This window comes from Methanothrix soehngenii GP6, assembly GCF_000204415.1.
Lineage (GTDB): Archaea > Halobacteriota > Methanosarcinia > Methanotrichales > Methanotrichaceae > Methanothrix > Methanothrix soehngenii.
Genome location: NC_015416.1, coordinates 1,360,237 through 1,383,655, shown reverse-complemented (window position 1 = coordinate 1,383,655; position 23,419 = coordinate 1,360,237). Strand labels below are relative to the sequence as shown.

The 23,419-nt window shown below is 52.2% G+C and carries 32 protein-coding genes; 22 read left to right on the top strand and 10 right to left on the bottom strand.

Annotated features, from left to right (window positions below; all coding sequences use genetic code 11):
• Nucleotides 1-6: 6 nt before the first annotated feature.
• From MCON_RS06935 to MCON_RS06915, 5 genes are read left to right on the top strand one after another with little or no spacing between them, the layout of a single operon-like run.
• Nucleotides 7-780, top strand: a complete 774-nt coding sequence (locus MCON_RS06935) for a translation initiation factor IF-2 subunit alpha (protein WP_013719293.1) — start codon at nucleotides 7-9, stop codon at nucleotides 778-780.
• The gene (locus MCON_RS06930; protein ID WP_048132069.1) at nucleotides 777-938 is read left to right on the top strand and encodes an RNA-protein complex protein Nop10; all 162 of its coding nucleotides are present in this window, start codon (nucleotides 777-779) and stop codon (nucleotides 936-938) included. Before MCON_RS06935 ends, MCON_RS06930 begins: the two co-directional genes overlap by 4 nt.
• The gene (locus MCON_RS06925; protein WP_013719292.1) at nucleotides 935-1,705 is read left to right on the top strand and encodes a proteasome assembly chaperone family protein; all 771 of its coding nucleotides are present in this window, start codon (nucleotides 935-937) and stop codon (nucleotides 1,703-1,705) included. Before MCON_RS06930 ends, MCON_RS06925 begins: the two co-directional genes overlap by 4 nt.
• Entirely contained in the window at nucleotides 1,680-3,014 is a 1,335-nt protein-coding gene (locus tag MCON_RS06920; RefSeq protein WP_013719291.1) for a TldD/PmbA family protein, read from the top strand. Before MCON_RS06925 ends, MCON_RS06920 begins: the two co-directional genes overlap by 26 nt.
• A gap of 13 nt (nucleotides 3,015-3,027) precedes the next feature.
• Nucleotides 3,028-3,879 (top strand): ribose-phosphate diphosphokinase, encoded by an 852-nt coding sequence (locus tag MCON_RS06915; RefSeq protein ID WP_013719290.1) that lies wholly within the window; start codon nucleotides 3,028-3,030, stop codon nucleotides 3,877-3,879.
• 18 nt (nucleotides 3,880-3,897) lie between these two features.
• On the opposite strand, the gene MCON_RS06910 is transcribed toward MCON_RS06915, so the two are convergent.
• The 4 genes from MCON_RS06910 to MCON_RS06895 are packed head-to-tail and all read right to left on the bottom strand — an operon-like array spanning nucleotide 3,898 to nucleotide 7,251.
• Complete coding sequence (locus MCON_RS06910) at nucleotides 3,898-4,401, bottom strand: adenylate kinase family protein (RefSeq protein WP_013719289.1); 504 nt, start codon at nucleotides 4,399-4,401, stop codon at nucleotides 3,898-3,900.
• Nucleotide 4,402: 1 nt separating this feature from the next.
• Nucleotides 4,403-5,458 (bottom strand): histidinol-phosphate transaminase, encoded by a 1,056-nt coding sequence (gene hisC / locus MCON_RS06905; RefSeq protein WP_013719288.1) that lies wholly within the window; start codon nucleotides 5,456-5,458, stop codon nucleotides 4,403-4,405.
• On the bottom strand, nucleotides 5,445-6,593 hold the full coding sequence (locus MCON_RS06900; protein ID WP_013719287.1) for an acetylornithine transaminase: 1,149 nt from the start codon (nucleotides 6,591-6,593) through the stop codon (nucleotides 5,445-5,447). Before MCON_RS06900 ends, hisC begins: the two co-directional genes overlap by 14 nt.
• Nucleotides 6,594-6,612: 19 nt before the next feature.
• Nucleotides 6,613-7,251 carry an MBL fold metallo-hydrolase gene (locus MCON_RS06895; protein ID WP_013719286.1) on the bottom strand — a complete coding sequence of 213 codons (639 nt, stop codon included), beginning with the start codon at nucleotides 7,249-7,251 and terminating at the stop codon, nucleotides 6,613-6,615.
• 53 nt (nucleotides 7,252-7,304) lie between these two features.
• Between MCON_RS06895 and thiC the strand changes: the two genes are divergently transcribed.
• Nucleotides 7,305-8,594: a phosphomethylpyrimidine synthase ThiC gene (thiC, locus tag MCON_RS06890; protein ID WP_013719285.1), complete on the top strand. Its 1,290-nt coding sequence runs from the start codon at nucleotides 7,305-7,307 to the stop codon at nucleotides 8,592-8,594.
• A gap of 79 nt (nucleotides 8,595-8,673) precedes the next feature.
• Here the strand turns inward: thiC and MCON_RS06885 are convergent, their stop codons facing one another.
• The 3 genes from MCON_RS06885 to MCON_RS06875 all read right to left on the bottom strand — a co-directional run bounded on the left by MCON_RS06885 (nucleotide 8,674) and on the right by MCON_RS06875 (nucleotide 11,503).
• Complete coding sequence (locus MCON_RS06885) at nucleotides 8,674-9,189, bottom strand: hypothetical protein (protein WP_013719284.1); 516 nt, start codon at nucleotides 9,187-9,189, stop codon at nucleotides 8,674-8,676.
• A gap of 32 nt (nucleotides 9,190-9,221) precedes the next feature.
• Complete coding sequence (locus MCON_RS06880; protein ID WP_157863714.1) at nucleotides 9,222-9,611, bottom strand: hypothetical protein; 390 nt, start codon at nucleotides 9,609-9,611, stop codon at nucleotides 9,222-9,224.
• Between the two features lie 269 nt (nucleotides 9,612-9,880).
• Nucleotides 9,881-11,503 (bottom strand): DNA-directed DNA polymerase II small subunit, encoded by a 1,623-nt coding sequence (locus MCON_RS06875; RefSeq protein WP_013719282.1) that lies wholly within the window; start codon nucleotides 11,501-11,503, stop codon nucleotides 9,881-9,883.
• Between the two features lie 32 nt (nucleotides 11,504-11,535).
• Here MCON_RS06875 and MCON_RS06870 point away from each other — a divergent pair, with 32 nt between their 5' ends.
• Nucleotides 11,536-12,309 carry a S24/S26 family peptidase gene (locus MCON_RS06870; RefSeq protein WP_013719281.1) on the top strand — a complete coding sequence of 258 codons (774 nt, stop codon included), beginning with the start codon at nucleotides 11,536-11,538 and terminating at the stop codon, nucleotides 12,307-12,309.
• 25 nt (nucleotides 12,310-12,334) lie between these two features.
• On the opposite strand, the gene MCON_RS06865 is transcribed toward MCON_RS06870, so the two are convergent.
• Both MCON_RS06865 and nikR read right to left on the bottom strand, forming a co-directional pair.
• Complete coding sequence (locus tag MCON_RS06865) at nucleotides 12,335-13,015, bottom strand: fibrillarin-like rRNA/tRNA 2'-O-methyltransferase (protein ID WP_013719280.1); 681 nt, start codon at nucleotides 13,013-13,015, stop codon at nucleotides 12,335-12,337.
• Between the two features lie 45 nt (nucleotides 13,016-13,060).
• A complete protein-coding gene (gene nikR, locus MCON_RS06860) occupies nucleotides 13,061-13,483 on the bottom strand; it encodes a nickel-responsive transcriptional regulator NikR (protein ID WP_048132064.1) in 423 nt (140 codons plus the stop codon).
• Nucleotides 13,484-13,610: 127 nt separating this feature from the next.
• Between nikR and MCON_RS06855 the strand changes: the two genes are divergently transcribed.
• The gene (locus MCON_RS06855) at nucleotides 13,611-14,171 is read left to right on the top strand and encodes a hypothetical protein (protein ID WP_013719278.1); all 561 of its coding nucleotides are present in this window, start codon (nucleotides 13,611-13,613) and stop codon (nucleotides 14,169-14,171) included.
• A complete protein-coding gene (locus MCON_RS06850; protein ID WP_157863713.1) occupies nucleotides 14,135-14,434 on the top strand; it encodes a hypothetical protein in 300 nt (99 codons plus the stop codon). The genes MCON_RS06855 and MCON_RS06850 overlap by 37 nt, the downstream gene beginning before the upstream one ends.
• Nucleotides 14,435-14,533: 99 nt before the next feature.
• Here MCON_RS06850 and MCON_RS06845 read toward each other — a convergent pair whose 3' ends face one another.
• A complete protein-coding gene (locus MCON_RS06845; protein ID WP_162145006.1) occupies nucleotides 14,534-14,866 on the bottom strand; it encodes a hypothetical protein in 333 nt (110 codons plus the stop codon).
• 542 nt (nucleotides 14,867-15,408) lie between these two features.
• Here MCON_RS06845 and MCON_RS06840 point away from each other — a divergent pair.
• The 13 genes from MCON_RS06840 (at nucleotide 15,409) to MCON_RS06780 (ending at nucleotide 23,416) form a co-directional block, all read left to right on the top strand.
• Nucleotides 15,409-15,678 (top strand): monovalent cation/H+ antiporter complex subunit F, encoded by a 270-nt coding sequence (locus MCON_RS06840; RefSeq protein ID WP_013719274.1) that lies wholly within the window; start codon nucleotides 15,409-15,411, stop codon nucleotides 15,676-15,678.
• Nucleotides 15,666-15,980: a monovalent cation/H(+) antiporter subunit G gene (gene mnhG, locus MCON_RS06835; protein ID WP_048132059.1), complete on the top strand. Its 315-nt coding sequence runs from the start codon at nucleotides 15,666-15,668 to the stop codon at nucleotides 15,978-15,980. Before MCON_RS06840 ends, mnhG begins: the two co-directional genes overlap by 13 nt.
• A gap of 16 nt (nucleotides 15,981-15,996) precedes the next feature.
• Nucleotides 15,997-16,521, top strand: a complete 525-nt coding sequence (locus tag MCON_RS06830; protein ID WP_013719273.1) for a Na+/H+ antiporter subunit E — start codon at nucleotides 15,997-15,999, stop codon at nucleotides 16,519-16,521.
• Between the two features lie 13 nt (nucleotides 16,522-16,534).
• Nucleotides 16,535-16,780 (top strand): Na(+)/H(+) antiporter subunit B, encoded by a 246-nt coding sequence (locus MCON_RS06825; protein WP_048132057.1) that lies wholly within the window; start codon nucleotides 16,535-16,537, stop codon nucleotides 16,778-16,780.
• Nucleotides 16,777-17,376 carry a hydrogen gas-evolving membrane-bound hydrogenase subunit E gene (gene mbhE / locus MCON_RS06820; protein ID WP_048132055.1) on the top strand — a complete coding sequence of 200 codons (600 nt, stop codon included), beginning with the start codon at nucleotides 16,777-16,779 and terminating at the stop codon, nucleotides 17,374-17,376. Before MCON_RS06825 ends, mbhE begins: the two co-directional genes overlap by 4 nt.
• Nucleotides 17,373-17,858: an MnhB domain-containing protein gene (locus MCON_RS15150; protein WP_052297537.1), complete on the top strand. Its 486-nt coding sequence runs from the start codon at nucleotides 17,373-17,375 to the stop codon at nucleotides 17,856-17,858. The genes mbhE and MCON_RS15150 overlap by 4 nt, the downstream gene beginning before the upstream one ends.
• 50 nt (nucleotides 17,859-17,908) lie before the next feature.
• Nucleotides 17,909-18,283, top strand: coding sequence for a sodium:proton antiporter (locus MCON_RS06810; RefSeq protein ID WP_202795834.1), 375 nt, complete (start codon nucleotides 17,909-17,911; stop codon nucleotides 18,281-18,283).
• Nucleotides 18,284-18,291: 8 nt separating this feature from the next.
• The gene (locus MCON_RS06805) at nucleotides 18,292-18,651 is read left to right on the top strand and encodes a hypothetical protein (protein ID WP_048132053.1); all 360 of its coding nucleotides are present in this window, start codon (nucleotides 18,292-18,294) and stop codon (nucleotides 18,649-18,651) included.
• 97 nt (nucleotides 18,652-18,748) lie between these two features.
• Nucleotides 18,749-19,993, top strand: coding sequence for a proton-conducting transporter transmembrane domain-containing protein (locus MCON_RS06800; protein WP_052297536.1), 1,245 nt, complete (start codon nucleotides 18,749-18,751; stop codon nucleotides 19,991-19,993).
• The gene (locus MCON_RS06795) at nucleotides 19,993-21,495 is read left to right on the top strand and encodes a monovalent cation/H+ antiporter subunit D family protein (RefSeq protein WP_013719271.1); all 1,503 of its coding nucleotides are present in this window, start codon (nucleotides 19,993-19,995) and stop codon (nucleotides 21,493-21,495) included. Before MCON_RS06800 ends, MCON_RS06795 begins: the two co-directional genes overlap by 1 nt.
• Nucleotides 21,496-21,632: 137 nt before the next feature.
• The gene (locus MCON_RS06785) at nucleotides 21,633-22,862 is read left to right on the top strand and encodes a hypothetical protein (protein ID WP_052297609.1); all 1,230 of its coding nucleotides are present in this window, start codon (nucleotides 21,633-21,635) and stop codon (nucleotides 22,860-22,862) included.
• Between the two features lie 34 nt (nucleotides 22,863-22,896).
• Nucleotides 22,897-23,058 (top strand): hypothetical protein, encoded by a 162-nt coding sequence (locus tag MCON_RS16090; protein ID WP_157863711.1) that lies wholly within the window; start codon nucleotides 22,897-22,899, stop codon nucleotides 23,056-23,058.
• A gap of 43 nt (nucleotides 23,059-23,101) precedes the next feature.
• Nucleotides 23,102-23,416: a hypothetical protein gene (locus tag MCON_RS06780; RefSeq protein ID WP_048132048.1), complete on the top strand. Its 315-nt coding sequence runs from the start codon at nucleotides 23,102-23,104 to the stop codon at nucleotides 23,414-23,416.
• Nucleotides 23,417-23,419: the final 3 nt, after the last annotated feature.

Genomic DNA, 23,419 nt, shown 5'->3' with positions numbered 1-23,419 from the left:
TTTCTAATGCAACGTGAGGGCTGGCCAGAGCCCGGATCTCTTGTGGTCTGCACCGTCACTCAGGTGGTGGACTTCGGTGCTTTCGTCTCCATAGACGAGTATGCAGGCAAGCAGGGCCTGATTCATATCTCCGAGGTAGCCAGCGGATGGATCAAGTACATTCGCGACCATGTGCGAGAAGGGCAGAAGATAGTTTGTAAGGTACTGAATGTAGATACCTCCCGCCATCACATCGATCTATCTCTCAAGGATGTGAATGAGCATCAGAGGCGGGAGAAGATCCAGGAGTGGAAGGCGGACCAAAAAGCCTGGAAATGGCTGGAGATGGCCTATAAAGACCGGCCCGAGGATGCCAAGAGGGTGGCTGATTCTCTCATGGCCGCCTACGACAGCCTCTATCTGGCCATGGAGGAGGCGGCGATCAGTGGCGCTGAAGCTCTGAACGAAGCCGATCTCACCGAAGAGGATGTCAAGATCTTAGAGAGCCTATCTCGAGATAATGTCAAGATACCGTCGGTTGACATCAGCGGCTATGTGGATATCACCTCTCCCGCTCCGGATGGTGTAGAGGTTATCCGCAAGGCTTTAAAACAGGCCAGAAGGACCAAGGACAAGGATGCTACCCTCTCAGTTTCGTATATCGGAGCACCGCGATACCGCATTCATGTAACTGCTCCGGACTATAAGCATGCAGAGTCTGTTCTCAAAAAGGCCGCTCAGGCCATAGTAAGCTACATAGAACAACACGGCGGAGAGGGCGCTTTCCACAGAGAGGCATGAGATCCAAGATCCTGCGGTGCGAGTCCTGCGCTCGATACACCCTGAAGGAGATATGTCCAGCCTGTGGCGGCCGTGCCGCGCCAACCAAACCAGCGAGGTTCTCCCCTGATGATCCTTATGGCAGATACAGGAGAGCCCTAGCCCTGGAGGCAGAATGAAAGAGACCCTGGTTTTTCGCATAAAAGATGTAGATCTCACCGATCCCATTATGATTGAGGGGCTGCCTGGGGTAGGCCACGTGGGAAAACTGGTGGCAGATCACATGGTAGAGGAGCTGCATGCCGAGAAGATCATTGAGATCTACTCTCCCCATTTTCCTCCCCAGGTGATGGTGAAGGAGGATGGAACCATCAAGCAGGTGAAAAATGAGATCTATGCGCGACGGGGGCAGAATGGGGAGCCCGATCTATTGATCATCATCGGCGACTATCAGAGTGCCACCAATGAGGGCCATTACGAGCTGACCAGCATATTTCTGGACATCGCCGAGAGCTACAAGGTTCGGCGAATCTATGCTTTGGGCGGCTATGGTACCGGCCAGTTCGTGGATAAGTCCTCGGTGATGGGCGCGGCCACCAGCATCGAGCTGGTGGAGGAGATGAAAACGCAGGGGGTTCTCTTCCAGGAGAACGAGCCCGGTGGGGGCATTATAGGCGTCTCCGGCCTCTTGCTGGGCCTGGGAGCCCTTCGTGGTTTGGATGTGATCTGTCTGATGGGTGTTACCAGTGGCTATCTGGTCGATCCAAAGGCAGCATCAGAGGTCCTGCGCGTTCTGTCCGGGATCCTGGGCATAGAGGTGGGAATGCATGCTCTTGAGGAGAGGGCGAAGGAGATGGAGAAGATCATAGGCAAGCTCCAGGAGATGGAGCGGGCCCAGTCTCCCTTCGAAGCGGGTGGGGATGAGGATCTCAGGTACATCGGATAGCCTCATTGAATCCGCCCACCGGCTACTATCCCTGGCCTTAAAAGAAGGGGCAGCAGAGGCTGAGGTCTATGGTATGGTGGGACGCTCGGTTGATGTCGACCTCCGCAGGGAATACGTGGAGATGGCGAGCGAGAGCTACCACTGCGGTCTGGGATTGCGCGCGGTAGTGGATGGTGCTGTCGGATTCTCCAGCAGCAGCGACATGGCTCAGCTGAAGTTCGTAGCCATGAGCGCTGTTCGATCGGCCAGGGCACGGGGCAGGGATGACACCTGGATCGCTCTCCCTCAGCCGGAGAGGGTAACAGAGCCCGAGGGGATCTATGACCGGCGGCTGGATAAGATCAGTCCCGAGGAGTGCATCGACATCGCCCATAGCCTCTTGGCGGGCTGCAATGAGGTCGATGGTGCAGAGCCGGTCTCCGGCGGTGTGGCCTGTGTCTCAGGCACAGGATTTGTGCTCAATTCTCAGGGGATAGAGCTGGTGGAGACTTCGACCCTCATGCAGGCCTCAATGGAGGCCATAGCCCGGAGGGAGGACGTGGCCACAGGCAGCGAGTTTTTCAATTCCCGCCACTTAGAGCTATCGATGAAGTCAGTGGGCCGCTTGGCAGGGGAGATGGCCCGTGCCTCGTTGGGTGGAGCTACAGGGGAGGGCGGAAGGTTCGATGTGCTGCTCAGGCCGCTGGCGGTAGCGGAGCTCTTAGAGGGTGCATTCCTGACCTCACTAGAGGCGGATAGCATTCAGAAGGGGCGTTCCTCTCTTCGGGGTCGGCTGGGGGAGATGATAGCCTCCGAGGATCTCATGATCGTAGACGACGGCCTTCTTCCCGGGGGCATAGACTCTTCCGCCTTCGATGGGGAGGGAGTGCCCTCCCAGAGGACGGTCCTGGTCGAGCGTGGGATCCTGAAGGGATTTCTCTACGATAACTATACTGCAGGGAAGGACGGCGTCCGCTCCACAGGAAACTCGGTGCGTTCGGGCTACTCCGATCTCCCTCGGGTGGGATCGAGAAATCTGATCATTGACTCACCCTCAGCCTATGACCTCCAGGCGGAGACAGAGGGCTACCTGGTCCATGGCCTCATCGGCGCTCATACCGCCAACCCCATATCTGGCGACTTCTCAGTCGAGGCGCGCAATGCTTTTCGAATCTCCCCGGGTGGAGAGGCCCAGCCGATCAGATCCTTGATGCTCGCGGGGAACATATTTGAGATCCTGAAGACGATTGAGGTGGGCATTGACCGCCGGTCCATAGGCTCCATAGTCACCCCCACATTGAAGGTTAAAATGATGGTAGTAGGAAGCTAAAGGAGGATAAAGAGTGATCATAGGAGGTCCGGCTTCCCAGCTTTTGGCGGGCAGGGTGGCGGCGATTTTGGGTGAGGTGCTGGCGTTATGCGACTACAAGACCTTTCCCGATGGGGAGTCATATACCCAGGTGACGGCACCGCTCGACGATAAGGTGGCAATAATCCAGTCCACCCCTACTGATAGGGATCTGGTCTATCTGCTCCAGCTCCTGGATATCTGCCAGGAGAGCAGCATCGATCTGGTTATACCCTACTTCGGCTATGCCCGCCAGGATAAGATCTTCAAGCCCGGGGAGCCCATGACCGCCAGGGCGGTGGCCAGAGCTCTGAATCCCTTCTTGAAAGAGGGCCGGGTCCATCTGGTAAACATCCATTCTCCATCCATCCTGAATCATTTCTGCTGTCCGGCGGACAACCTGGATGCAACGCCGCTTTTAGCGGAAAATGTGGCCTCCCTCGGCCTGAAGGACCCGGTGGTCATATCCCCGGACAAGGGAGCAGTGGCCATGGCCAGGACTGCCGCCGCCGCCCTGGGAGCGGATAGCGATTACCTGCAGAAGACCCGCCTCTCCGGCACCGAGGTCCGCATGGCTCCTAAAGAGATCGACGTCCGGGATAGAGACGTGGTGATATTCGATGATATGATCGCCACCGGCGGCACCATGGCCACGGCCATAGAGATGCTGCGTGCACAGGGCGCCGCCCGGGTCTATCTGGCAGCAGTGCATCCCGTCCTCACCGGATCGGCGGTCCTTAAGCTTTACCGCTCCGGGGTTGAGGGCGTCTTGGCCACTGACACCCTGGATAAGGGAGTGAGCACCGTCTCTGTGGCTCCGATAATTGCCCGGGCGCTCGAGTCCTGAATTTTGAGATAACTCGATTTACCCAAAGAACTCCTCCAGCCAGTCCACCTGGCCTGGAGGCATCACCAGTTTTCCCTCGATTATCTTTGCCACCAGATCGGCCACTTCCTGGGGGGTCCGTCCGGTGGCATCTATCTCGTCCACCCGCTGGCAATACTCAACGGCCTCCACTAAGATCACGTCCAGAGCCTCAGCCTCCAGGTTCTCCCTTATCTTTTCGGGCGAGTAACCTCTCTCTTCCAGCCGGGATTCCAGCTTCCGTGGAGCCAGCCGGAGGACTATCGACCATTGGGCGAAGTGATGGGAGAAGTGGCCTTCAAGGATAGAGATCTGGTCAGAATCCATCTCCACCAGGCGCTCAGCCAGTCCATCCATGTCCGCCTCCAGGCAGCCCCTTTTCGGATCGGTGCCGAAGTTCAGGCCCTCCCTAACTAAGGCGTTGATGTCTATCACCCGGTAAGGCAATAGATGAGCAACGGTGGTCTTGCCCGTCCCTGGAGTGCCGGTCAGGGCGATCTGCATATCAGCGCCGGATCTCCCTGAAGGCGGCGAGGAACCGGTCGTTCTCCTCTGCCGTTCCCACTGTTACCCGGACGTGATTTTCTCCCGCTCCCCGGAATGAGCGGCAGTCGCGGATGATGATACCTTTTTGCAGGAACTTCTCTGCAAATGAGTCCGAGGCTTCCTCGGTTTTCAGGTAGAGGAAGTTGGCCTGGGAGGGATAAGACCTGATCTCTTTTTGCAGGCGACTGCGCTCCATTCTTATCTTTCTCACCGATTCGTTCATAAAGTCCAGATCCGCGAGCGCTGCTGCGCCGGCAGCAACTGAGGCGCTGGAGATGCCAAAGAAGGGCGGAGCCGCCCGGCAGAACTCCTGGGCTATCCACTCGGGCATCAGAGCATAGCCCAGGCGCATCCCCGCCAGGCCGAAGGCTTTGGATAGAGTCCGTCCCACCACCAGGTTCTCGTATCTACTCACCAGCTCCGCCAGGCTCCGCTCTGCAAACTCTACATAAGCCTCGTCCAAAAAGACGATGGCTTCCGTCGTCTCCAGCAGACGGCACAGCTCCTCTTCTTTAAGGGCGTTTCCGGTGGGATTGTTCGGCGAGCAGATGAAAGCCATCTTTGCCTCCTTTGGAACCGTCTCCTGAATCCGGAAGTCCGGTCCCAGGGGGGAGAATACCGGCTCTGCCCCTGCCAGAACGGTCAGGATCTCATAGTAGCTGAAGGTGGGGGTGGGGATGAAGGTTCGGTCGCCCTTCTCCAAAAAGAGCCGGGTCAGGGTGTCCATCACCCCGTCCATGCCCGCTCCTATGACCAGCATCTCCTCCGGAGAGCCGGTGTATCTGGCCAGCCCTTCCATCAGCTCCTCGGGCTCCGGATACCTCTCCGGGGAGACATTCTGCAGGGCTTCAAAAACCTTAGGGCTGGGACCGTATGGATTCTCATTGCTTCCCAGCTTTACGATATCCGCCGGGTCGAGACCATAGCGGCGTGAGATCTCAGTGAAACCCTTGCCTGCCACATAGGGGCGCAGCCTCTTCAGGCTCTCCCTGGCGCTTTGCCTAGAGGAGCTCACCTATTACCTCCACCACTCTGTCTATCTCCTCCTTCGTAACCACCAGGGGCGGGATGAGGCGGAGGGTATGCTCTCCAGTGTTGTTGATCAGCACTCCCTTTTGCAGGGCCTTCTCCACCAGCGATTTGCAGTCGCAATTCAGATCCAGGCCGACCATCAACCCCAGGCCGCGAACCTCCCTGGGATTGAGCTTCTCTATCTCTGACTTAAGATATCTGCCCAACTCCTCTGAGCGCTCGACCAGCTTCTCCTCTCGTATGACATCGATCGTTGCCAGGGCGGCAGCACAGATCAGGGGGCCGCCGGCGAATGTCGAGCCGTGGTCTCCTTTCTGGAAGGACTCAGAAGAGCTGCCACGGGCGAGCATCGCTCCCATGGGCAGGCCTCCGGCAATGGCCTTGGCCAGGCAGATGATATCAGGGACAACCCCGGAGTGCTCCTTGGCAAACCACCTGCCGGTCCGTCCAAATCCGGTCTGCACCTCATCCAGGATGAGAAGGGCTCCTTGGTCATCGCATATGTCTCGCGCTGTTCTGAGATAGTCCCCGTCCGGCACATAGACTCCTGCCTCACCCTGTACCGGCTCCAGGAACACCGCTCCGGTCTCGGAGGTGACTGCTGCCTTCATAGCCTCGCTATCGTTGTAGGGGACGAACTCCGCTTCCCTCAGCGGCCGGAACGGCTCCCTATAAGCGGCTTTATGTGTTAGGCCAAGGGACCCCAGGGTGCGACCGTGAAAGGCCCTCTCCGCCGCCACGATCTTCGCCCTGCCCGTTGCCCGGCGGACGAGCTTGAGCGCCGCTTCTATGCTCTCCGCTCCAGAGTTGCAGAAGTATGCCCGGTCCATGCCGGTGAGCCCCTTCAGCTCTTCCGCTAAAAGGACCTGGTTTTCGGTGTAGTAGAGGTTGGAGGTGTGGATGAGAGCTGCAGCCTGGCGGCTGACCGTCTCCACCAACTTCGGATGGCAGTGGCCTATGCTGTTCACCGCTATGCCGGCGACGAAGTCCAGGTATTCCCTGCCTTCGCAGTCCCAAACATGAGCACCGCTTCCCTTGACGAGGAGCACGTCCTGGCGGCCGTAGGTCTGGAATATGGATTCGGATTCCCTTTTCACTAGATCTTTCTTGTCTGTCATGAGATTGACACCCATCCCGCTAGATGCTCTTGGCAAACCTCAGGCTCATTTGAATCTGGCGATTGACATTTTGGCTGGTTATATCCATATGGCCGGGATACATAACCTTGACATCCAGCTCTGTCAGCCTCTGGATGGAGCGGACCAATTCGTCGGTGCTTCCGCCGAACATATCCGTCCGGCCGATGTTACCGTCAGGGAATACTGTATCTCCGGAGAATAGCACCTTTTCCGTTCGCTCATAAAGGCACAGGCTTCCGGTGGAGTGCCCTGGGGTCTCCATGACCTCCAGCTTCCATTCCCCAATATCCAGGACCATCCCCTCTTTCAGGGTCTCGTCCACTTTGTACTCCGGGGCCTGCTGGCCGAAGAGGTATGCAACCGATGCCAGCTCATCTCCTATGCAGCCCACCTCCTTCTCGCTCAGCATCAGGCGTGCTCCTGTCGCCTCCTTAAGGGCGGGAGCGGCACCGGAGTGATCGTGATGGCAGTGAGTGAGGACGATCAGCTCGATCTTGGCTGGATCGATGAATTTCTTGATGTTCTTTAAGGTCGGCCCTGCCATCATGCCCGCGTCCACCAGAATGGGCTTCTCATCCAAGACCAGGTAGACATTGCCATCGAAGGCGGCACCGCTAACCTTATGCACTTCAACCATTGATAAACACCTGCAGCGAGAAAGTTGCTCCTACAATATATTAGTTGGTAACAATGACCCTGATGGAAGAGGCAAGCAGTGGGCGCGTGCCCCAAAGTATCGAACGGGTGGCAAGAAAAGAGGGAATAGATCCGGCAAAGCTGGCCCGGCTGGTGGCCGCGGGCAGGGTGGTCATCCCGGGAAATGTCCGCCGCGAGGGGCTGGATCCGGCAGGCATAGGGGAGATGCTAGCCGTTAAAGTGAATGTCAACCTGGGCACATCCCAGAACCTCGACTCCGCGGAGGTAGAGGTGGAAAAGGCTCTGGCTGCATCTGAGGCGGGAGCGGATGCTGTGATGGACCTGTCCACTGGAGGTGACCTGGACCTGGTGCGCAAGAAGATCTTGGCAGCAGTGAAGGTGCCTCTGGGCACAGTGCCCATCTACCAGGCCGCCGTCAAACAGGAGCTGACCAGCCAGGGGATGTTTGATGCCCTGGAGCGACATGCTCGAGATGGGGTGGACTTCGTCACCGTTCATGCCGGGGTGAACAAGATATCCCTGGAGCGGCTCAGGCAGGACCCTCGACTGATGGGGCTGGTGAGCCGGGGCGGCTCTTTGACCATGAAATATATCGCCGATACTGGAGAGGAGAATCCCTACTATCAGGAGTTCGACTACCTGCTGGAGATAGCTAGGGAGTATGAATTGACCCTCTCGCTGGGCGACGGTCTGCGGCCAGGGTGCATCGAGGATGCATCTGACCGGGCCAAGTACATGGAGTTCATCATGCTCGGTGAGCTGGTTAAAAGGGCGCGAGCTGCGGGAGTGCAGGCCATGGTGGAGGGGCCGGGGCATGTGCCCGCGGATGAGATCGAGACCAGTGTGAGGGCGATGAAGCATTTGACCGGCGGAGCGCCCTTATACCTTCTCGGACCCCTGGTGACGGACGTCGCCCCCGGGTACGACCATATCACCGCTGCCATGGGTGGCGTGATCGCTGGCATGGCGGGAGCGGACTTCCTCTGTGCCACAACCCCCTCCGAGCACCTCGACCTGCCCAATAGAGAGGACGTGATCGAGGGAACCTATGTCACCCGGATCGCTGCCCATGCAGCCGACCTCACCCGGCCGGGGGTGCGAGAAAGAGCTAGATCCTGGGATCTGCAGATGTCCCGGGCGCGAGCCGCTCTGGACTGGGATGGCCAGTTCCAGGCGGCGATAAATCCGGCAAGAGCTAAGCAGATCAGACACAGGCGAGGATTGGAGACCGACACCTGCACCATGTGCTCTGAGCTGTGTGCCATCCGGCTGGCAAAAGAGGCGATGGAGAAAGAGAGGGATAAGGATCCGAAGCGTGCCTGATACAGCCATCCCGGCTCTTGTCGGGACACTGTCGTGATCTTCTGGACCCCTTCTCCCCATAATCTTTAGCGGCCCTTGATCATCTCAGCTTATCTGCTGCTTGGCAAGGGAGCTGGATGATCTGCACCGGCTCGATGATTATGTTGGAGGTGGCGGTGGCCTTCCCACCTTCCACGGTGTTGATGGCGCGAACGGATATTCCTGATACTCTTATGTCCAGGCGGTTTCGAAGCTGGCCCTCAAGGCCTATATCCTGATAGCTGAGATCCGGATCGCTGCAATTGCTGCTGCTCTTCTGGAGGCTGTTGGGAAAAAGCTCCCCTTGCCTCTGGGCGTAGGCTGCGGATAGATTTTCCAGTTTTGCGGTTAAAGCAGCCATATCTGGCATGAGCATCTCTCTGGGTTGTGAGAGCAGAATGGAATCTGTTCTTGGGCCGATGAAGGCATCGGTTGGCGTTTGATCAAGGTGATTTGAGATCTCACATGAGGTGATGGGCCTGTCTTGGCTCTGCCCGGCTAAGACTGGGCCCGATAAGAGAAAAACTATTAGAAGACCCGCTTTTATTGCATCGGCGGGTCTCCTTGAAATCTTCATGTCCAATCCTGTCTGATTCGACTGGCTTGATATCACTGCTGGTTGGCTATCACCTTGACGTTGTTGGTGGCGGAGGCAAATCCGAATGCAAGAGCGTCTCTATTGCCGATCTTGATCTGGTCTATATTGACCTTGATGCAGCAGTCCTGGCATTCTTCCTCGCAGCATTCACAGTCACCAGTGTCTTGGTTCTTTATGACCTCCAGGTTATTGGTAGCTAAAGTTACTGGAGCCCTGTGCCATGGCACTCCAAAGGCCATTGCTCTGTCATTTCCGATTACCATCGTATCCGCATTGGTATCCTGAAATTCCGGGAAAAGGTATGCTGAACCTTCTGTCTGGAATATCACGCCGTTCTTTCCGAAGATATCTATGCTGCCACTGCCGCCCATGCCCTGTGCAAATGCAGGTATTGACAGCATAGCTATGGCCAGCACTAAAATAACACCCTTCTGTCTAATAATTTCACCCCTTTCGTTGTTTGATATCGATACAATTTCTCTCTATAATATTTATCTTTTTTGGTAAGAGATACTAACCGCCATCGATTGTACCTGCAGTTTGAGGAGCACTCATTGCCCGGTGATTTATTCCGCCATATTCGTATTCCTCCTACCTATGATCGTATTCGCCGGATATACTACTCTCTCTATTACTATAAAAATTTTTTTGTTGTGTTTATAAAGATGAATCAGGCGAATATTAGCTTTCGAACCTTTAATGTGGCCAGGTCTACCATTGGCGCCACTGCACAAACCGGCTGAATGTTCATCTTCTTCTGAAAATCAGTCTGCGACTGCCAAGTGCCACTGTTTATCGCTGCCACTCCTTTATAGCGGGCGATTCCCACGGTATGGACGTGCCCGCAATGGAGAATTGCCGGGGGATGGGAGATGACATAATGATCCTCGTTCTCCGGTGCGATAGACACCCGGCTGCCATAGATTGGGGAGAGGTGCCTTCTTCTCAGCATCTCTATCATCGCCTTCTCTGGGTTGGCATAGGCGATTCCGGGCAGGCGGAGGACGAGATCGTCTATGCTCCGGCCATGGTAGATCAACACCGATATGCCGCTCAATGTAACCCAAGCGGGATTGCCCACGAAGAGCATATCAGGTCGGAAGTATTTCTGCACCTCGGGAGGGAGTGCGGGCTGGGGTTCCGCCTGGCGCACTATGTCGTGATTGCCCGGGGAGATGATGATCTTGATGTCGCTTCTTATGGCATTTAGCAGCCCTGCAGCCGCCTCGTACTGGGAATAGATATCCATTATCGCCAGATCGTTCTGCTGGCCAGGATAAATTCCAATCCCATCCACCAGGTCTCCGGCGATCACCAGGTATTCCACCTGGGAGGCAAGCCCACTGGGATCATCCGCTTCTCCGTTCAGCCAGTCGGAGAACCTCTGCCAGGCCTCATCCATGAAATACTTGCTCCCCACATGAAGATCGGATATGAGTATGGCATGGCCGCTACCTTTCTCCAGGGAGGCGGTCTGATTGGGCATATCGGGCCAGAGCAGCGATTTGACGAAGATCCTTCCATTACCGTCTGAAATGCCCGTGACTCCTATGACCTCATCCGGAATTATCTGTCCTGACTCCTCATAGGCCTCCCCATCCTTTTGGATGACCGCCACTATCATCCCGGTGGGATCCTCCAGCTCTATCACCCGGTTGCCTTTGGAGGTATTTCTGATATCCAGGACCATGCCGATTAGAGAGACCTCTCTGCCCGATGTGCTCTTGCTCAAGGACTCTATCGGCCGGGAGTTGATCCGGCGGGAGAGGATCTCTCTGATCTTTGCATATCTGTCCCGAAAGTAGCAGACGAAATCATCGTACTCGCCTACACAGGTCGACCGCCCGGTTATGTCGCAGCTCAATTGAGCAGAGCCCTGGGTATGAGGATCGGAGGGCGCTGAGTCCAAGGTGATCTCAGATGCTGATGGTTCGATCGAGGAGGGCGGGGTCCTGGAGGCGGAAGGGAAGGATGGACGGGAAGGAGTTCTGGATGAAGCTGGCAGGATGTGGGTGCTCCTTCTCTGGATGGGGGTGGTGGATGCGGCATGACCAATTCCATTTTTTGGAGAGGACTGGATGAGGCCGTTGATGTGCTGCATTCCGATCACCGCCAGGGATCTATCTATGCTGCCGATTATGCGCCGGAAGAGCTCTTCCTGGCTGCCCTGATAGCGGCATATGGCCTCAAGGGCCTCCGGCTCCAGCTGGTAGCCCTGTTCGGCGAACCTCTGCACAGTCTCCCTGCCCTGGGCTGGAACGCTCTTGGCCGACTTGGGGGATATCTGCAGCATCGAAAGGAGTATAAGAATGTACCAACTGATAAATGTGGCTGATGAAGATCGGAGAATGGTTTGACAGTCTGCCTATCCCCCAGCTGGCCAAAGATATAATTTTCGTTGTAGTGGTGGTGGGAGCCATATCCCTCCTCTCCCAGATAACTCTGGGCCTCTGGACGCCTATGGTGGCTGTGGAGTCGGGAAGCATGGTGCCCAATCTCAATGTGGGAGATATTATCCTCGTTCAGGGGGCAAGCCGCACCGAGGTGATTCCCTGGGATGAGGGAGAAAAGATGAACTACACTGCATTCAACAATCCTGGGGACGTCATCCTCTATCGGCCTTATGGCAAGGAGAGCCTGAACCTCTTCGACCAGCTCAAAATGGTCCTGGGAATGCCTCCCGGCCAGGGCAAGGCCATACCCATAATCCATCGTGCTCTATATCACGTGGAGGAGAATGAGCCGATGTGGGAGGGAGGGCCTGGAGCGCCGTTTGCTGGCTATATCACCAAAGGGGATCATAATGAGGTCATCGACCAGATGGCAGGCCAGACCCTGGGCATGGCAAATATGTCGTACTTCGATCAGCATCGCGATGATATCATGCGGGTGGGCGATGACGTGTATCTGGACAAGAACACCGGCCTGCTCCTTTACCAGACCGAGAATGGAACCTTTGTGGGAGATGGGATCAGCTATCTGACCCCGGTGAAGGATGAGTGGGTCATAGGGGTGGCCAGGGTGAAGATACCATTGGTGGGCTACGTCAGGCTGCTGCCCAATATAATCTCTGATGAGATTCACAAGATAATCGGTTAAATAAAATAAATATAATATCCGGGTATCAATGGCCCTCTTCTGATGGGCCCGGATTCCACCTGGCCCGCACCGCCCAGTGGTCCAGGTGGAATGGCTCCAGGTTCATGATCTTAATAAGCTCCAGCCCTTCCAGCTTTTTTAGCTCTGACTGGAGAACTGCTTGAGGCGGGGCGGTCGTGTCCACCGAGCGGCTCTTGAGCATGAGACACAGCTCGCCTCCCTGGCCCAGGTACCTCGCGCAGTTGAGAGAGGCGATCTGGGCCTGATTCTTCTGAGCTACATCCTGGTAGACCAGATCCACCGGTTCCAGGAGAGGAGCATACTCCTCCGGCTTTGCCGCATCGGCGAGGATGGGAATGATGTTTTTGCGTCTCTCGCACAGCCGGACCAGGTCGCGCATGGAGCGGGCCGAGAACTCCACCGCATAGACCAGGCCTTCTGAGACAATATCCGCCACGTGGCTGACGGTGGTGCCAGTGGATGCTCCCAGGTAGAGTACCCGGGAGTTGCTCTTCAAGGGGAGAGTCTGCCATTTTCCCTTCAGGATGAGGGCGGCGAGCTTCGAGCGATATGGGTCCCAGAGGCGATATCCATTGTGGATGCGTTCGCCGTAAACGGGCACGGGATCGGACGATCTCGTCGCTAGCCGCGCACCATCCCTTTCATGCAGGATATATATCCCTGGAGCAATCTCTTCCGGTGGCATCGGGATATTGCTTTTCTCTTGGGTGCCAACTTCTCGATGCAGAGCCTACAGCTCCTTTCCCATGGAGGTGGTGGTCAGTTTGACATGCTTCACACCCTTCAGGGACATCATCTTCTCCGCCGCCACTCTCACGTCCTTGCCCTCTCCCCGCAAGACAATCACCTCCAGGCAGTTGTCGTGGTCCAGATGGACATGGAGGCTGGACTGGATGATATCGCCCGAATCATGCTGGATCTCAGTCAGATTCTCCACCAAGCCCCTTTGGGAATGGGAATAGACCAGGGTGATGACCCCTACTCTCTCCCCCTGCACGTCGCTCATCCATTCGTAGTGGACGATGTAGTTTCTGATTGCATCCCTTATACCCTCGGAGCGCGAGGAGTAGCCGCGCTTCAATATTATCTCGTCGAACCTGGAAAGAAGCTTTTCAGGTAGCGAGACGCCTATCCTCATTAATTCCTGTTCCATGTATAATCGCGTTTAAAATACAGGTGATATTTAGTAATAAGCTTTATGGAGCAAAATCATAATTGCAGAGATATTAAACCATGGGAACCATAAAGATTTTCCCCTTGCCTGGCTAAGATAATGGCATATGCCAGACATCGCACTCATCGGCCAGAGGACTCTGCTCTTCGAGAAGCTCTTCCAGGATGTAGGGGCCAGCTACCAGTTCCTGTCGCCAAACATCCTGGGAAGCCCATTTTTGCCCCAGTACAAGATGGTGATGATTCCCTCCGGCTTTGCCAATCCGGATTATTCCCAGATCCTTCCCGGTCTGGAGAGGATGAAATCGAATATAGAACGCTTTGTCATGAATGGCGGGGTGCTGACGGTGTTCGGCCCCCTGGTCCCGGAGCATGACTTTGATTGGCTACCTCTCCCCTTGAAATACAAGTGCGAAATGAGCACTCAGAGTGTCAATCCCTCTGAGGGGGATTGCTCCTGCCTGATCTGCACCACCAACCCGGAGTGCGACGGCTACCTCATTCCAGGAGAGGGCTTCGAGACGGTGATAAAGGACGATAAGGGCAGGGCCATTCTGGTCATGGCCAGGCACGGAGAGGGTCTCATTGTGGTCACCACGGTGCATGAGTTTCCTGCGGCAGAGTACATAAGGTGGGCTTTGGAGTTGGCCAGGCCCGCCCGTATATGAGGGATGCGGCGGCGATGCCAGACTGCAGTCCTGAGAAAGAGCATCTCCTGATCAAAAAGAAGAGCAAGCTGCGCCAGGAGGTCGAGGATTTGCTGGAACAGAAGGGATTCGTCATGGAAAGGAGGATCTCTGTGATAAATTTGGATAGTGGAGAAGCTCATTACTTTGAAGACTATGCGGCATCCATGGAGTTCCTGAAAGGCAAGAAGGGAAGGTGGTATATTACTACACCTGGTTTAAGGCACTCCAGAAAAGATCGCTAATGCCGCAGATAACATTCTTCTATATTTATTCAATAAGATTTATTCTAAGTGATCGCTGCTATATGCAAATGTAGTTCTCCATGTCGGAATCCTCTCGCATCACCTCAAGCGCGCCAAGAGGTCTTTGGTTTTTGAGGTTATTGCAGCTTGCATCCCTTGTTTCCTCCTGGAGGGATAAGTTTCCTCATCGATGCTTAAAGCCAGAGCATCCAGCGCTTCAATAGCCTCTGATTCATCTATTCCCCTGATCCGGCAGACTTCGGGCAACACCTCTTTGGGATCTTTTTGTTTAGATTTGGCGAGTACTATGGTCTCCCTGCATACCGCGGCATATTTGCGAGGAAGCTCCATCCGTCCAGGAAACTCAGGGTCCCAGGATCTGGCCGCCCTAGCGATCAGCTCGTCTTGAGAATGTGAAGTCTTAGACCTCACTAAATGCAAGATCTCCATGCTATTTACTCCAATCATGATCAATAACATTTATTAATTAAGAAGTTTTCGCCAATCTCGTTGAATTTATCAAAAACAAAAAGATAATTATCATGTTGTGCGTTTGGTTGCAGGTGACGTCTGCTGAAATCATCGCCGGAAAGCAGTAGCAAAAGGTATATTTCTTCCAGCAATATTCACCATCTCGTATGTTGGCGGTTTTCAGCCACTCCTGTGCGCGACCAGGGATTCGATAGACTCCGAACTCACATCTACGAGTCGATATGCATTAACTCAGGCGACTTATCAATTACACTGTTATTATCATTAAATCTATATTCCTAAATTCAATATTTACAAGGATCATCATCTCACTGAGCTAGTAAATTAATTTAGTTTCAATTGACACGATAAATTATTGACTAAGTGCAGATAATTGTTCGCAGAGACTCGTCGAATCTATATATATTTCCAATTAAGAATATACATATCGTCGAACACGGCTTCGAAAACTACATATATAAGTATTATCAACATTATCAGTGATGATTATCCCATTTCTTGTCGTTGGAATTATAATAGCGAGCACAATTCTAGTGTGCTCGTACAGAGCTATCTATGGACCGGGGACGTTCAACCGTATCGTTGCTGCGAATGTGATAGGCACGAAGGCGATTGTGCTCTTGATCGTGGTGGGCTATATCATCGAAAGACCGGAATTCATCGACATTGCACTCATGTATGCTGTAATTGCATTTATTGGAACGATAATTATCGCCAAATATGCAGAAAGAGGAGAACTATGCTTGCGATAGACTTGGTAGCTACAATGTTTTTGGCGGCAGGAGCCTTCTTCATGATAATTGGAACAGCGGGGCTGTTGAGGTTTCCTGATTTCTATACCAGGTTGCATGCTACGGGAAAATGCGACACACTTGGACAGATCCTCATAATAGTAGGTTGCATGACCTATGAAGGATTGAGCTTTATCACGATTAAACTGATCTTCGTGTCGGCTTTTTACCTGTTGGTCGGTCCTACAGGTACGCATGCCTTGATGAAAGCTGCATATGCTAGCGGCTTGCCGGTTTGGAGGAAGGGCGACAAGAGGATGTGATGGAGAGATGACAGCTATGAAAAAAGAAAGCATGGCCTTCTCAATTGCCCTGACTTTTTGCGTCATGTTCGCATTCTGGATGCTCCTATCTGCCTGGACCGTTTATCTTCTCGAACCCTACGATCTCTTAAAAGTATCGTCAAGAGGTATATTGGCAGCATTGATTGTCTCATTCCTCACCTACGAGATCTTCGTGCCCAGCCGAGGCGAGAATGTGCTCTTGAAGATACGAAGATTAATTCCTTATATCGGATGGGAGTTATGGCAAATTTATCTGGCCACTATTGATGTGACAAAACGTGTCCTGGGCATTCTGCCGGTAGACCCCAGAATCATAGAATTTGATACAACTCTGAGAAGCGACTTCGCCCTAGTCACATTTGCAAACTCCATCACATTGACTCCAGGGACAATAACCATAGATATCGAGCCTGAGAAAGGGAGATACATAGTGCATGCCATTGCCAAAGAGCCTGCAGAATCTCTTACCGTAGACCAGACCATGCAAAAAAAAGTGGGTCATGTCTTTATGGAGGAATAAAGGAGGCAAAGAAATGATACTTCCTATTGACTTATTGTTACTGTTATTCCTTCTTATTATTGCCGTGGCAGCGTTATGGGTAAAGGACCTTTTGGCTGCCATCGTCCTGATGGGCGCTTATAGCTTTATTATGGCCAATGTTTGGCTGCAGATGGGCTCATGCGATGTAGCATTTACCGAGGCGGCAGTAGGTGCCGGTGCCTCGACTGCCCTAATGATGGCCTGTTTATCGAGAGTGCCGAGGTGGGAGAAGAAATGAAACCATCCGCAATGAAACCACTGACGATATCGGGATTCATTACCGCCATCCTCTTGATTGCCTTGTCGATATATGTGGTCGAGGACCTGCCAGCTTTCGGTGATGAGAATTCTCCTGTTAATAAATATGTGAAGCTTTTCAACGTTGATGCCGATGGCCTGGTGGAGAGCTTAAATGCAGGCATTCTTCCTTTGCAAATCAAAATCAAAATAGAAGATATGGGATTTAATAAAGAGGAGAATTATCCAACCCTGGAAGAGGGGAATTACAGGATCGAGTGGAGCGAAAAGGGATCGTTCGAGGGGGGTCGGCTCTCAGAAGGGGGTTGGGATGTTCTTATCAATGAAGGCGAGATATTTTATAATGAACTTATACGATATTATTTTATTAAAGAAGAAAATAGAAATTTGACCGTCTACAGATATAATTTTCCGGTTAGGATCAATGAACTGACTGAAGAGGAGACGGCCACCATAAACATCGTGACTGCCGGGCTTGCTGATTACAGAGGTTACGATACAATGGGCGAGGAGACCGTCATCCTCACCGGCGCTATTGGCGTTATATTGCTGCTGAGGAGGCGAGGGAGACTATGACCCAGGAGAAGAGGGCATATAAAAGGGATGTCGTAATTGAGGTGACGGCGAGTCTGATGTTCCCTTTTATCTTGTTATTTGGGCTCTATGTTATGATGGGGACGGGTGGGACTGGAGGCGGATTTCAAGGTGGGACAATACTCGCCACAGGATTCATCCTTTACATAACCGTCTTTGGCACGGACAAAGGCAGAGAAAAAATGCCCGAGTCAGTGAATGTTTTCTTCAAGAGCTTCGGCTTGTTCCTGTATAATGGTGCCGGTTGGTTGTGTATCCTTTTCAGCCTCGCCACTGCGCAGTGGCTTAATATGCCCGCATTTTGGCCTGTGACGGAATTTACAGGCATAGCAGGAGCTAGGGGGTTTCTAATAGCATACATGATCTCTGTGGGGATTGGATTGACGGTGATGGCGTCATTCGTCTCTCAATATTTCGACCTGTCTATGAAAGAGGATGATGAGATGGACGGTGATGAAGGATGATGGAATGGCTAATTCAACACGTCCTCGAAAAATATAATTTCTGGATTGCCATGCTCATCATCATCATAGGCCTTACTGCAACGATAGTAAAGGAGAACTTGCTTAAAAAGCTCATCGGCTTAAGCATATTTCAGACGGCTATGTTCCTTTGGTTTGTATCCCTTGGAGATGTGGGGCGGAATATTTTAACCACCTGGGGATTGAAAACGGGAACTCCGCCCATTTTATGGGAACAAGCAGCAGAGAAAGGCTACATATACGTTAATCCGCTGCCTAATGTGCTGATGCTGACGGGAATTGTGGTGAGCGCAGCCACAACCGCAGTCGCCCTAGCCATTGTGATAAGAATATATCAAAAGTATGGGACCATAGAAGAGGACGAGATAATAGAGAAAGAGAAGGAATTTGAGCGAGTGGGGGGGTGATGTGAGAAATGTATCCAGTTGAACATTTCCCCGTGCTCATAGTCGGACTGGCATTGTTTTGTGGCTTTACTATGCTGCTTGCTGGATACACGAGCAGGAGGCTGCCCTTCTTCATGTCTTTGGCCATGAACTCGGTCTTCCTCATCATGTCTCTATTCATATTGGATCATGTCCTTACAGTGGGACCCATCCGCTACTGGCTGGGGGGGTGGAGGCCGCCCTGGGGCATTGAGTACGTTGTAGATGCGATGAATGCCTACCTGCTGATCATAGTTATATCAATAGTTATATTAGGATTAATATATTCTCGTGGTAACGTAACTGTACTTTCCAAGTTTTTCATTTCAACCACCAACTTTATAAACTGAATCCGATTCCCACATAATTGACCAGTGATAGATATCTTTTTTGTGCTAATATCTTGTTATTTAATAACATTTGCTTTACCTCTCGACTGCATTGCGTATGCAAAATCAAAAACTTGGAAACTACAGTAACGTAAGGCATGAGATAGAGGAAAGGAAGCATGTCACCTTCTATACCCTTGTCCAGCTCATGGCTGCCGGGATGTACGGAATAACCGTTACTGGTGACCTGTTCAACATGTTCATATGGTTGGAGATTGCGTCCTTGACCGCATATGCATTGATAGCTGTGGCCGGTGGAAGAGCATTGCGGCCGGCTTATAATTATGTGATAATGGGTTCCATCGGTGCAGTCTTATACATCTTTGGCGTTGGTTGGATTTATTCCGTCACGGGCACCCTCAATTTCGCTGATATGAGGCTTTTGCTTCCACTCGTATATGACAGTAGAGCAGTTCAAATGGGCTTTGCCATGATTGTTGTGGGTGTTATGATAAAGGCATATATTTTCCCTCTTCATTTATGGCAGCCCGATGTGTATACCTATGCGCCGTCCACTATAAGCTCAATGATGGCTTCAGTGCATGTGAAGGTCATGTTTTACATGCTTCTTAGGATGTTTTACTCCGTCTTTACATTGGATTTCATTAGACATTATATCGGTCTAGATTTGTTGATATGCTGGGTTGCGGCGATAGCCATATTGGCCGGTTCAATTTGGGCCATTAAGCAGAGAAATCTGAAGAGAATGCTCGCCTACTCCTCGGTATCACAAATGGGGTATATACTCTTGGGGTTGGGGCTGTCTCCCTTATCTCCTTGGGGGCTGGTTGGCGTTGCGGCTCACATACTAAATCATGCCATCGGGAAAGGCTGTCTCTTCATGTGCGCCGGCGCTATCAGTCAGCAAGAGGGACTGAGGGACATAAGGGACTTTGAGGGCCTCGGGAAAAAGATGCCGCATGTCTGTGCAGCCTTTACTATTGCCGCACTCTCGATGATAGGAATTCCGCTTACTGCGGGGTTCGCATCCAAGCTTTTCTTGATTGTTGCCTCCCTGGATGCCGCACAATACCCCTTCGTGGCCGTATTGCTGCTAAGCGGCCTCCTCAACCTGGTATATTTTTGGAGGGTGATTGATCAAATGTACTTTGTGAAGCACAAGGGGACAGAGAATGCGGCAGAGGTCAGAGAAACGGGCAAATCTCTCCCGCTCTCTATGGTTGCACCGATACTGATCCTGGCGTCTCTTTGTATCATAATGGGCATCATCTGGCTCACAAATATTCCTATGCCTTTGATTAATCACATATTATCGAATCTGAGAATGGGGGTGACGCTCTAATGGAGCTAATGACGCCGCTTTTTGCCATCCTGTGCCCAGCGATCGCGGCCGCTTTAATTCTGCCATCCCGGAATCATCCCAACATAAGAGAGGCTTGGACAATAGCCGCAAGCTTAGCGATGTTCCTGCTCGTTCTGTCCATGGCACCATTGATCGTGAAAGGAGAGACGATAAAACTCATCTTATTCCAGTCGATGTTCAAGGATATCTATATTGGATTCAAGGTTGATGCCTTTGGCGAAATCTTCGCCATAACTGCATCCTCCCTCTGGGTGCTGGTCTCCATTTACTCCATAGGATATATGCGAACGCTCAAGGAGCATGCTCAAACTAGATACTACTTCTCATTCTGCTTTGCCATAATGGGTGCGGTGGGTGTTGCGTTATCGGCAAATTTGGTTACTCTGTTCATATTTTTTGAGATAATAACAGTCTCTACCTACCCACTGGTGATTCATGAGCAGACGCCGGAGGCACTGCGGGCAGGGCATAAGTACCTGGCCTATCTGATGCCAGCAGGCGCCTTCCTCCTTTTCGGCATCATGATCACTTATTACCTGGCAGGCACTAAGGATTTTACCCCCAGCGGGATAAGGCAACTCGCTGATGCCTCACCACTGGTAGTAACCGTGCTATTCTTCGCCTTCCTTCTAGGATTTATGAAGGCGGCGTGGATGCCCTTTCATTCCTGGCTGCCCTCGGCGATGATTGCACCTTCGCCCGTGAGCGCGCTACTGCACGCCGTGGCTGTGGTCAAGGCGGGAGTCTTTGGAATCGTGCGCATAGTAGGCTACGTCATAGGTATGGACCTGATGCAGGAGCTGGGGCTTTGGCTGATCCTGGCAGGCATTGCCGGCTTCACCATGATCGTTGCCTCCTTCTTCGCCATCACCCAGGACAACCTCAAGAGGAGGCTAGCCTACTCCACCATAAGCCAGTTATCCTACATAATCTTGGGTGCGGCATTGCTGACCAGAGACAGCATGCAAGGGGCGATGTTACATATCCCATTCCACGGATACATGAAGATAACCCTCTTCCTTTGTGCCGGTGCCATATTGGTGGCTACAGGTAAGACGAGAATAAGCGAGATGGCGGGAATAGGGAAGAGGATGCCCCTGACCATGCTCGCATTCAGCATAGCTGCCATAGGCATGGCGGGAATTCCCCCCGTTTGCGGATTTATCAGCAAATTGTATCTCTGCCTGGGCGCATGGGCAGTGGGCTCTCCATATGGGATGATATTCTTAGCAGTCATCCTGATAAGCTCTTTGCTGGATATAGTTTATTTCTTTCCTATAATACTGACAGCTTTCTTCAAGAAACCTGCTGAGGATATCAGCGTATTTGGAGAAGAAAAGATGAAGGAGGCACCACCGTTGGTGGTCGTCCCCTTGACAATAACTGCAATTTTTTCCCTAATATTTTTCATATATCCAAATATGTTCTATATATATGATTTGGCAAAAATGGCTATATCAGAGCTGTTCGGAGGTGTATGAAAGAATAATCCAAGACAGCATCAGAATGATAATTATAGGCAGATATATTGGGATTGATGATAGAAAATATGGAGAATGCATCGATTCGGACATAAGGGGGATGCATGATTATAGGGAGATTTGTGATTGTGCTGTGGATGGCGATATGCTTAGCATCAGCCAATCCCGATACTATGACTTCCGGCCAGCTTAACACATCCCTCAGCGGCCCAATTCCTCAAGAGGAATGGAACAGAACCTATGGCGGCTCCAGTGACGATGTGGGCACCTATGGCCAGCAAACCAAGGATGGCGGCTACATCATTACCGGCTATACCTCCTCTTATGGCGCCGATGCACCATTTTCCTGGCTTATCAAAGTCCAGCACAGGGGAGATCTCTGGCTGATAAAAACGGATGCGGAGGGACAAAAGGAATGGGATAGAACATACGGCGGCCTGGGAAAAGATCTGGGCTTTTTCGTCCAGCAAACTAAGGATGAGGGGTACATCATCGTGGGAGGAAAGAAGTCCTTTTGGATTATCGGCAGTTATGACTTATGGATTTTAAAGACCGATGCAAAGGGGAATGTCTTGTGGGATCGAACCTTTGGAGGATCCGGCGAGGATTTGGGGTTCTCAGTGCAACAAACCAATGATGATGGGTACATCATAGCAGGTTACACGTCATTTACCAATGGCAAGAAGGCCTGGATCATCAAGATCGATTCGCAAGGAAACAAGCAGCTGGATATGGCCACGGGCAGAGCGGATTCAGAGGCTGCATCGATCGGGCTGACCAAAGACGGCGGCTATATCATTACAGGTTACACACCGTCTTCTGGATCCGGCAAAGAGGATGTATGGCTGATAAAGACCAATTCGAAGCTGCATTGGGATTGGCTCAAAACCTTCGGTGGACCTAACCGGGATTTGGGTTTGTCAGTGCAGGAAACGGAAGATGGCGGGTATATCATTGCTGGCTTAACAGAGTCCTTTGGTGCGGGAAAAGGAGATGTCTGGCTAATAAAGACCGACTCGAAGGGAGACCGAGAATGGGATAGAACCTTTGGGGGGAGCAATTTTGACTCCGGTGCTTCTGTGCAGCAGACGAGAGATGGCGGGTATATCGTCACCGGTTATAACACCACAACTATCGACAATGTTGGTAGCTATTCCCGGCTGTTCAACTCTGACAATATTGGGCGTGTATGGTTGATAAAAACCGATTCAGAGGGGATTGAGCTGTGGAATGAGACGTTTGGCGGCACCCGCAATGACTGGGGAAATTCCGTGCAGGAGACGCGGGATGGTGGCTATATCATAACCGGCGTCACCGAGTCTTATGGCGCAGGAAAGGAAGATGTCTGGCTGATAAAAGTAAGATAAGAGAGATGATGATGGGATGTCAGGAGAGAGATCGATGGAAAATACCGCAGAAGAAGAGAGGGAAACGAGGGCGAGAAGCGAGTACTTTTGGCATACCTATTACGGCTTTCCCTCGGAGATGCTCGGTTGGGCCTTGCTAGTTGTGACGCTGTTATTCTCTGCATTCGTGATATCAGTAGCTATGGGTATGTTATGATAATTATTGGAAATGAGGGATCAATTATATCCAAGATGAGGAGATGATGAAAGTGGATTTATTACTCGCAGTTCTCGCCATATTGGGCATTATTGGATATGTATTTCTCTTTCTCGGGACCGCTGAGCCACGTCACCGGCACGGGAACCTATTCCTCACAATCGTTGCGTTCTCCCTCATAATAATGGTAATAGCTGGCTTATTTGTTCAGTGGCCCGTCGAGTTCGCATGGCAAGAAGTGACGGCATTTTATGCTATATTCGGTTTCTCTGCATTCACCTTCCTCATCTATGCCGCCAAGGGATTGCGTCTTTGGCTCTCGAAAGATGAGGACTATTATAAGAAGAAGGGGGTGTGAAGC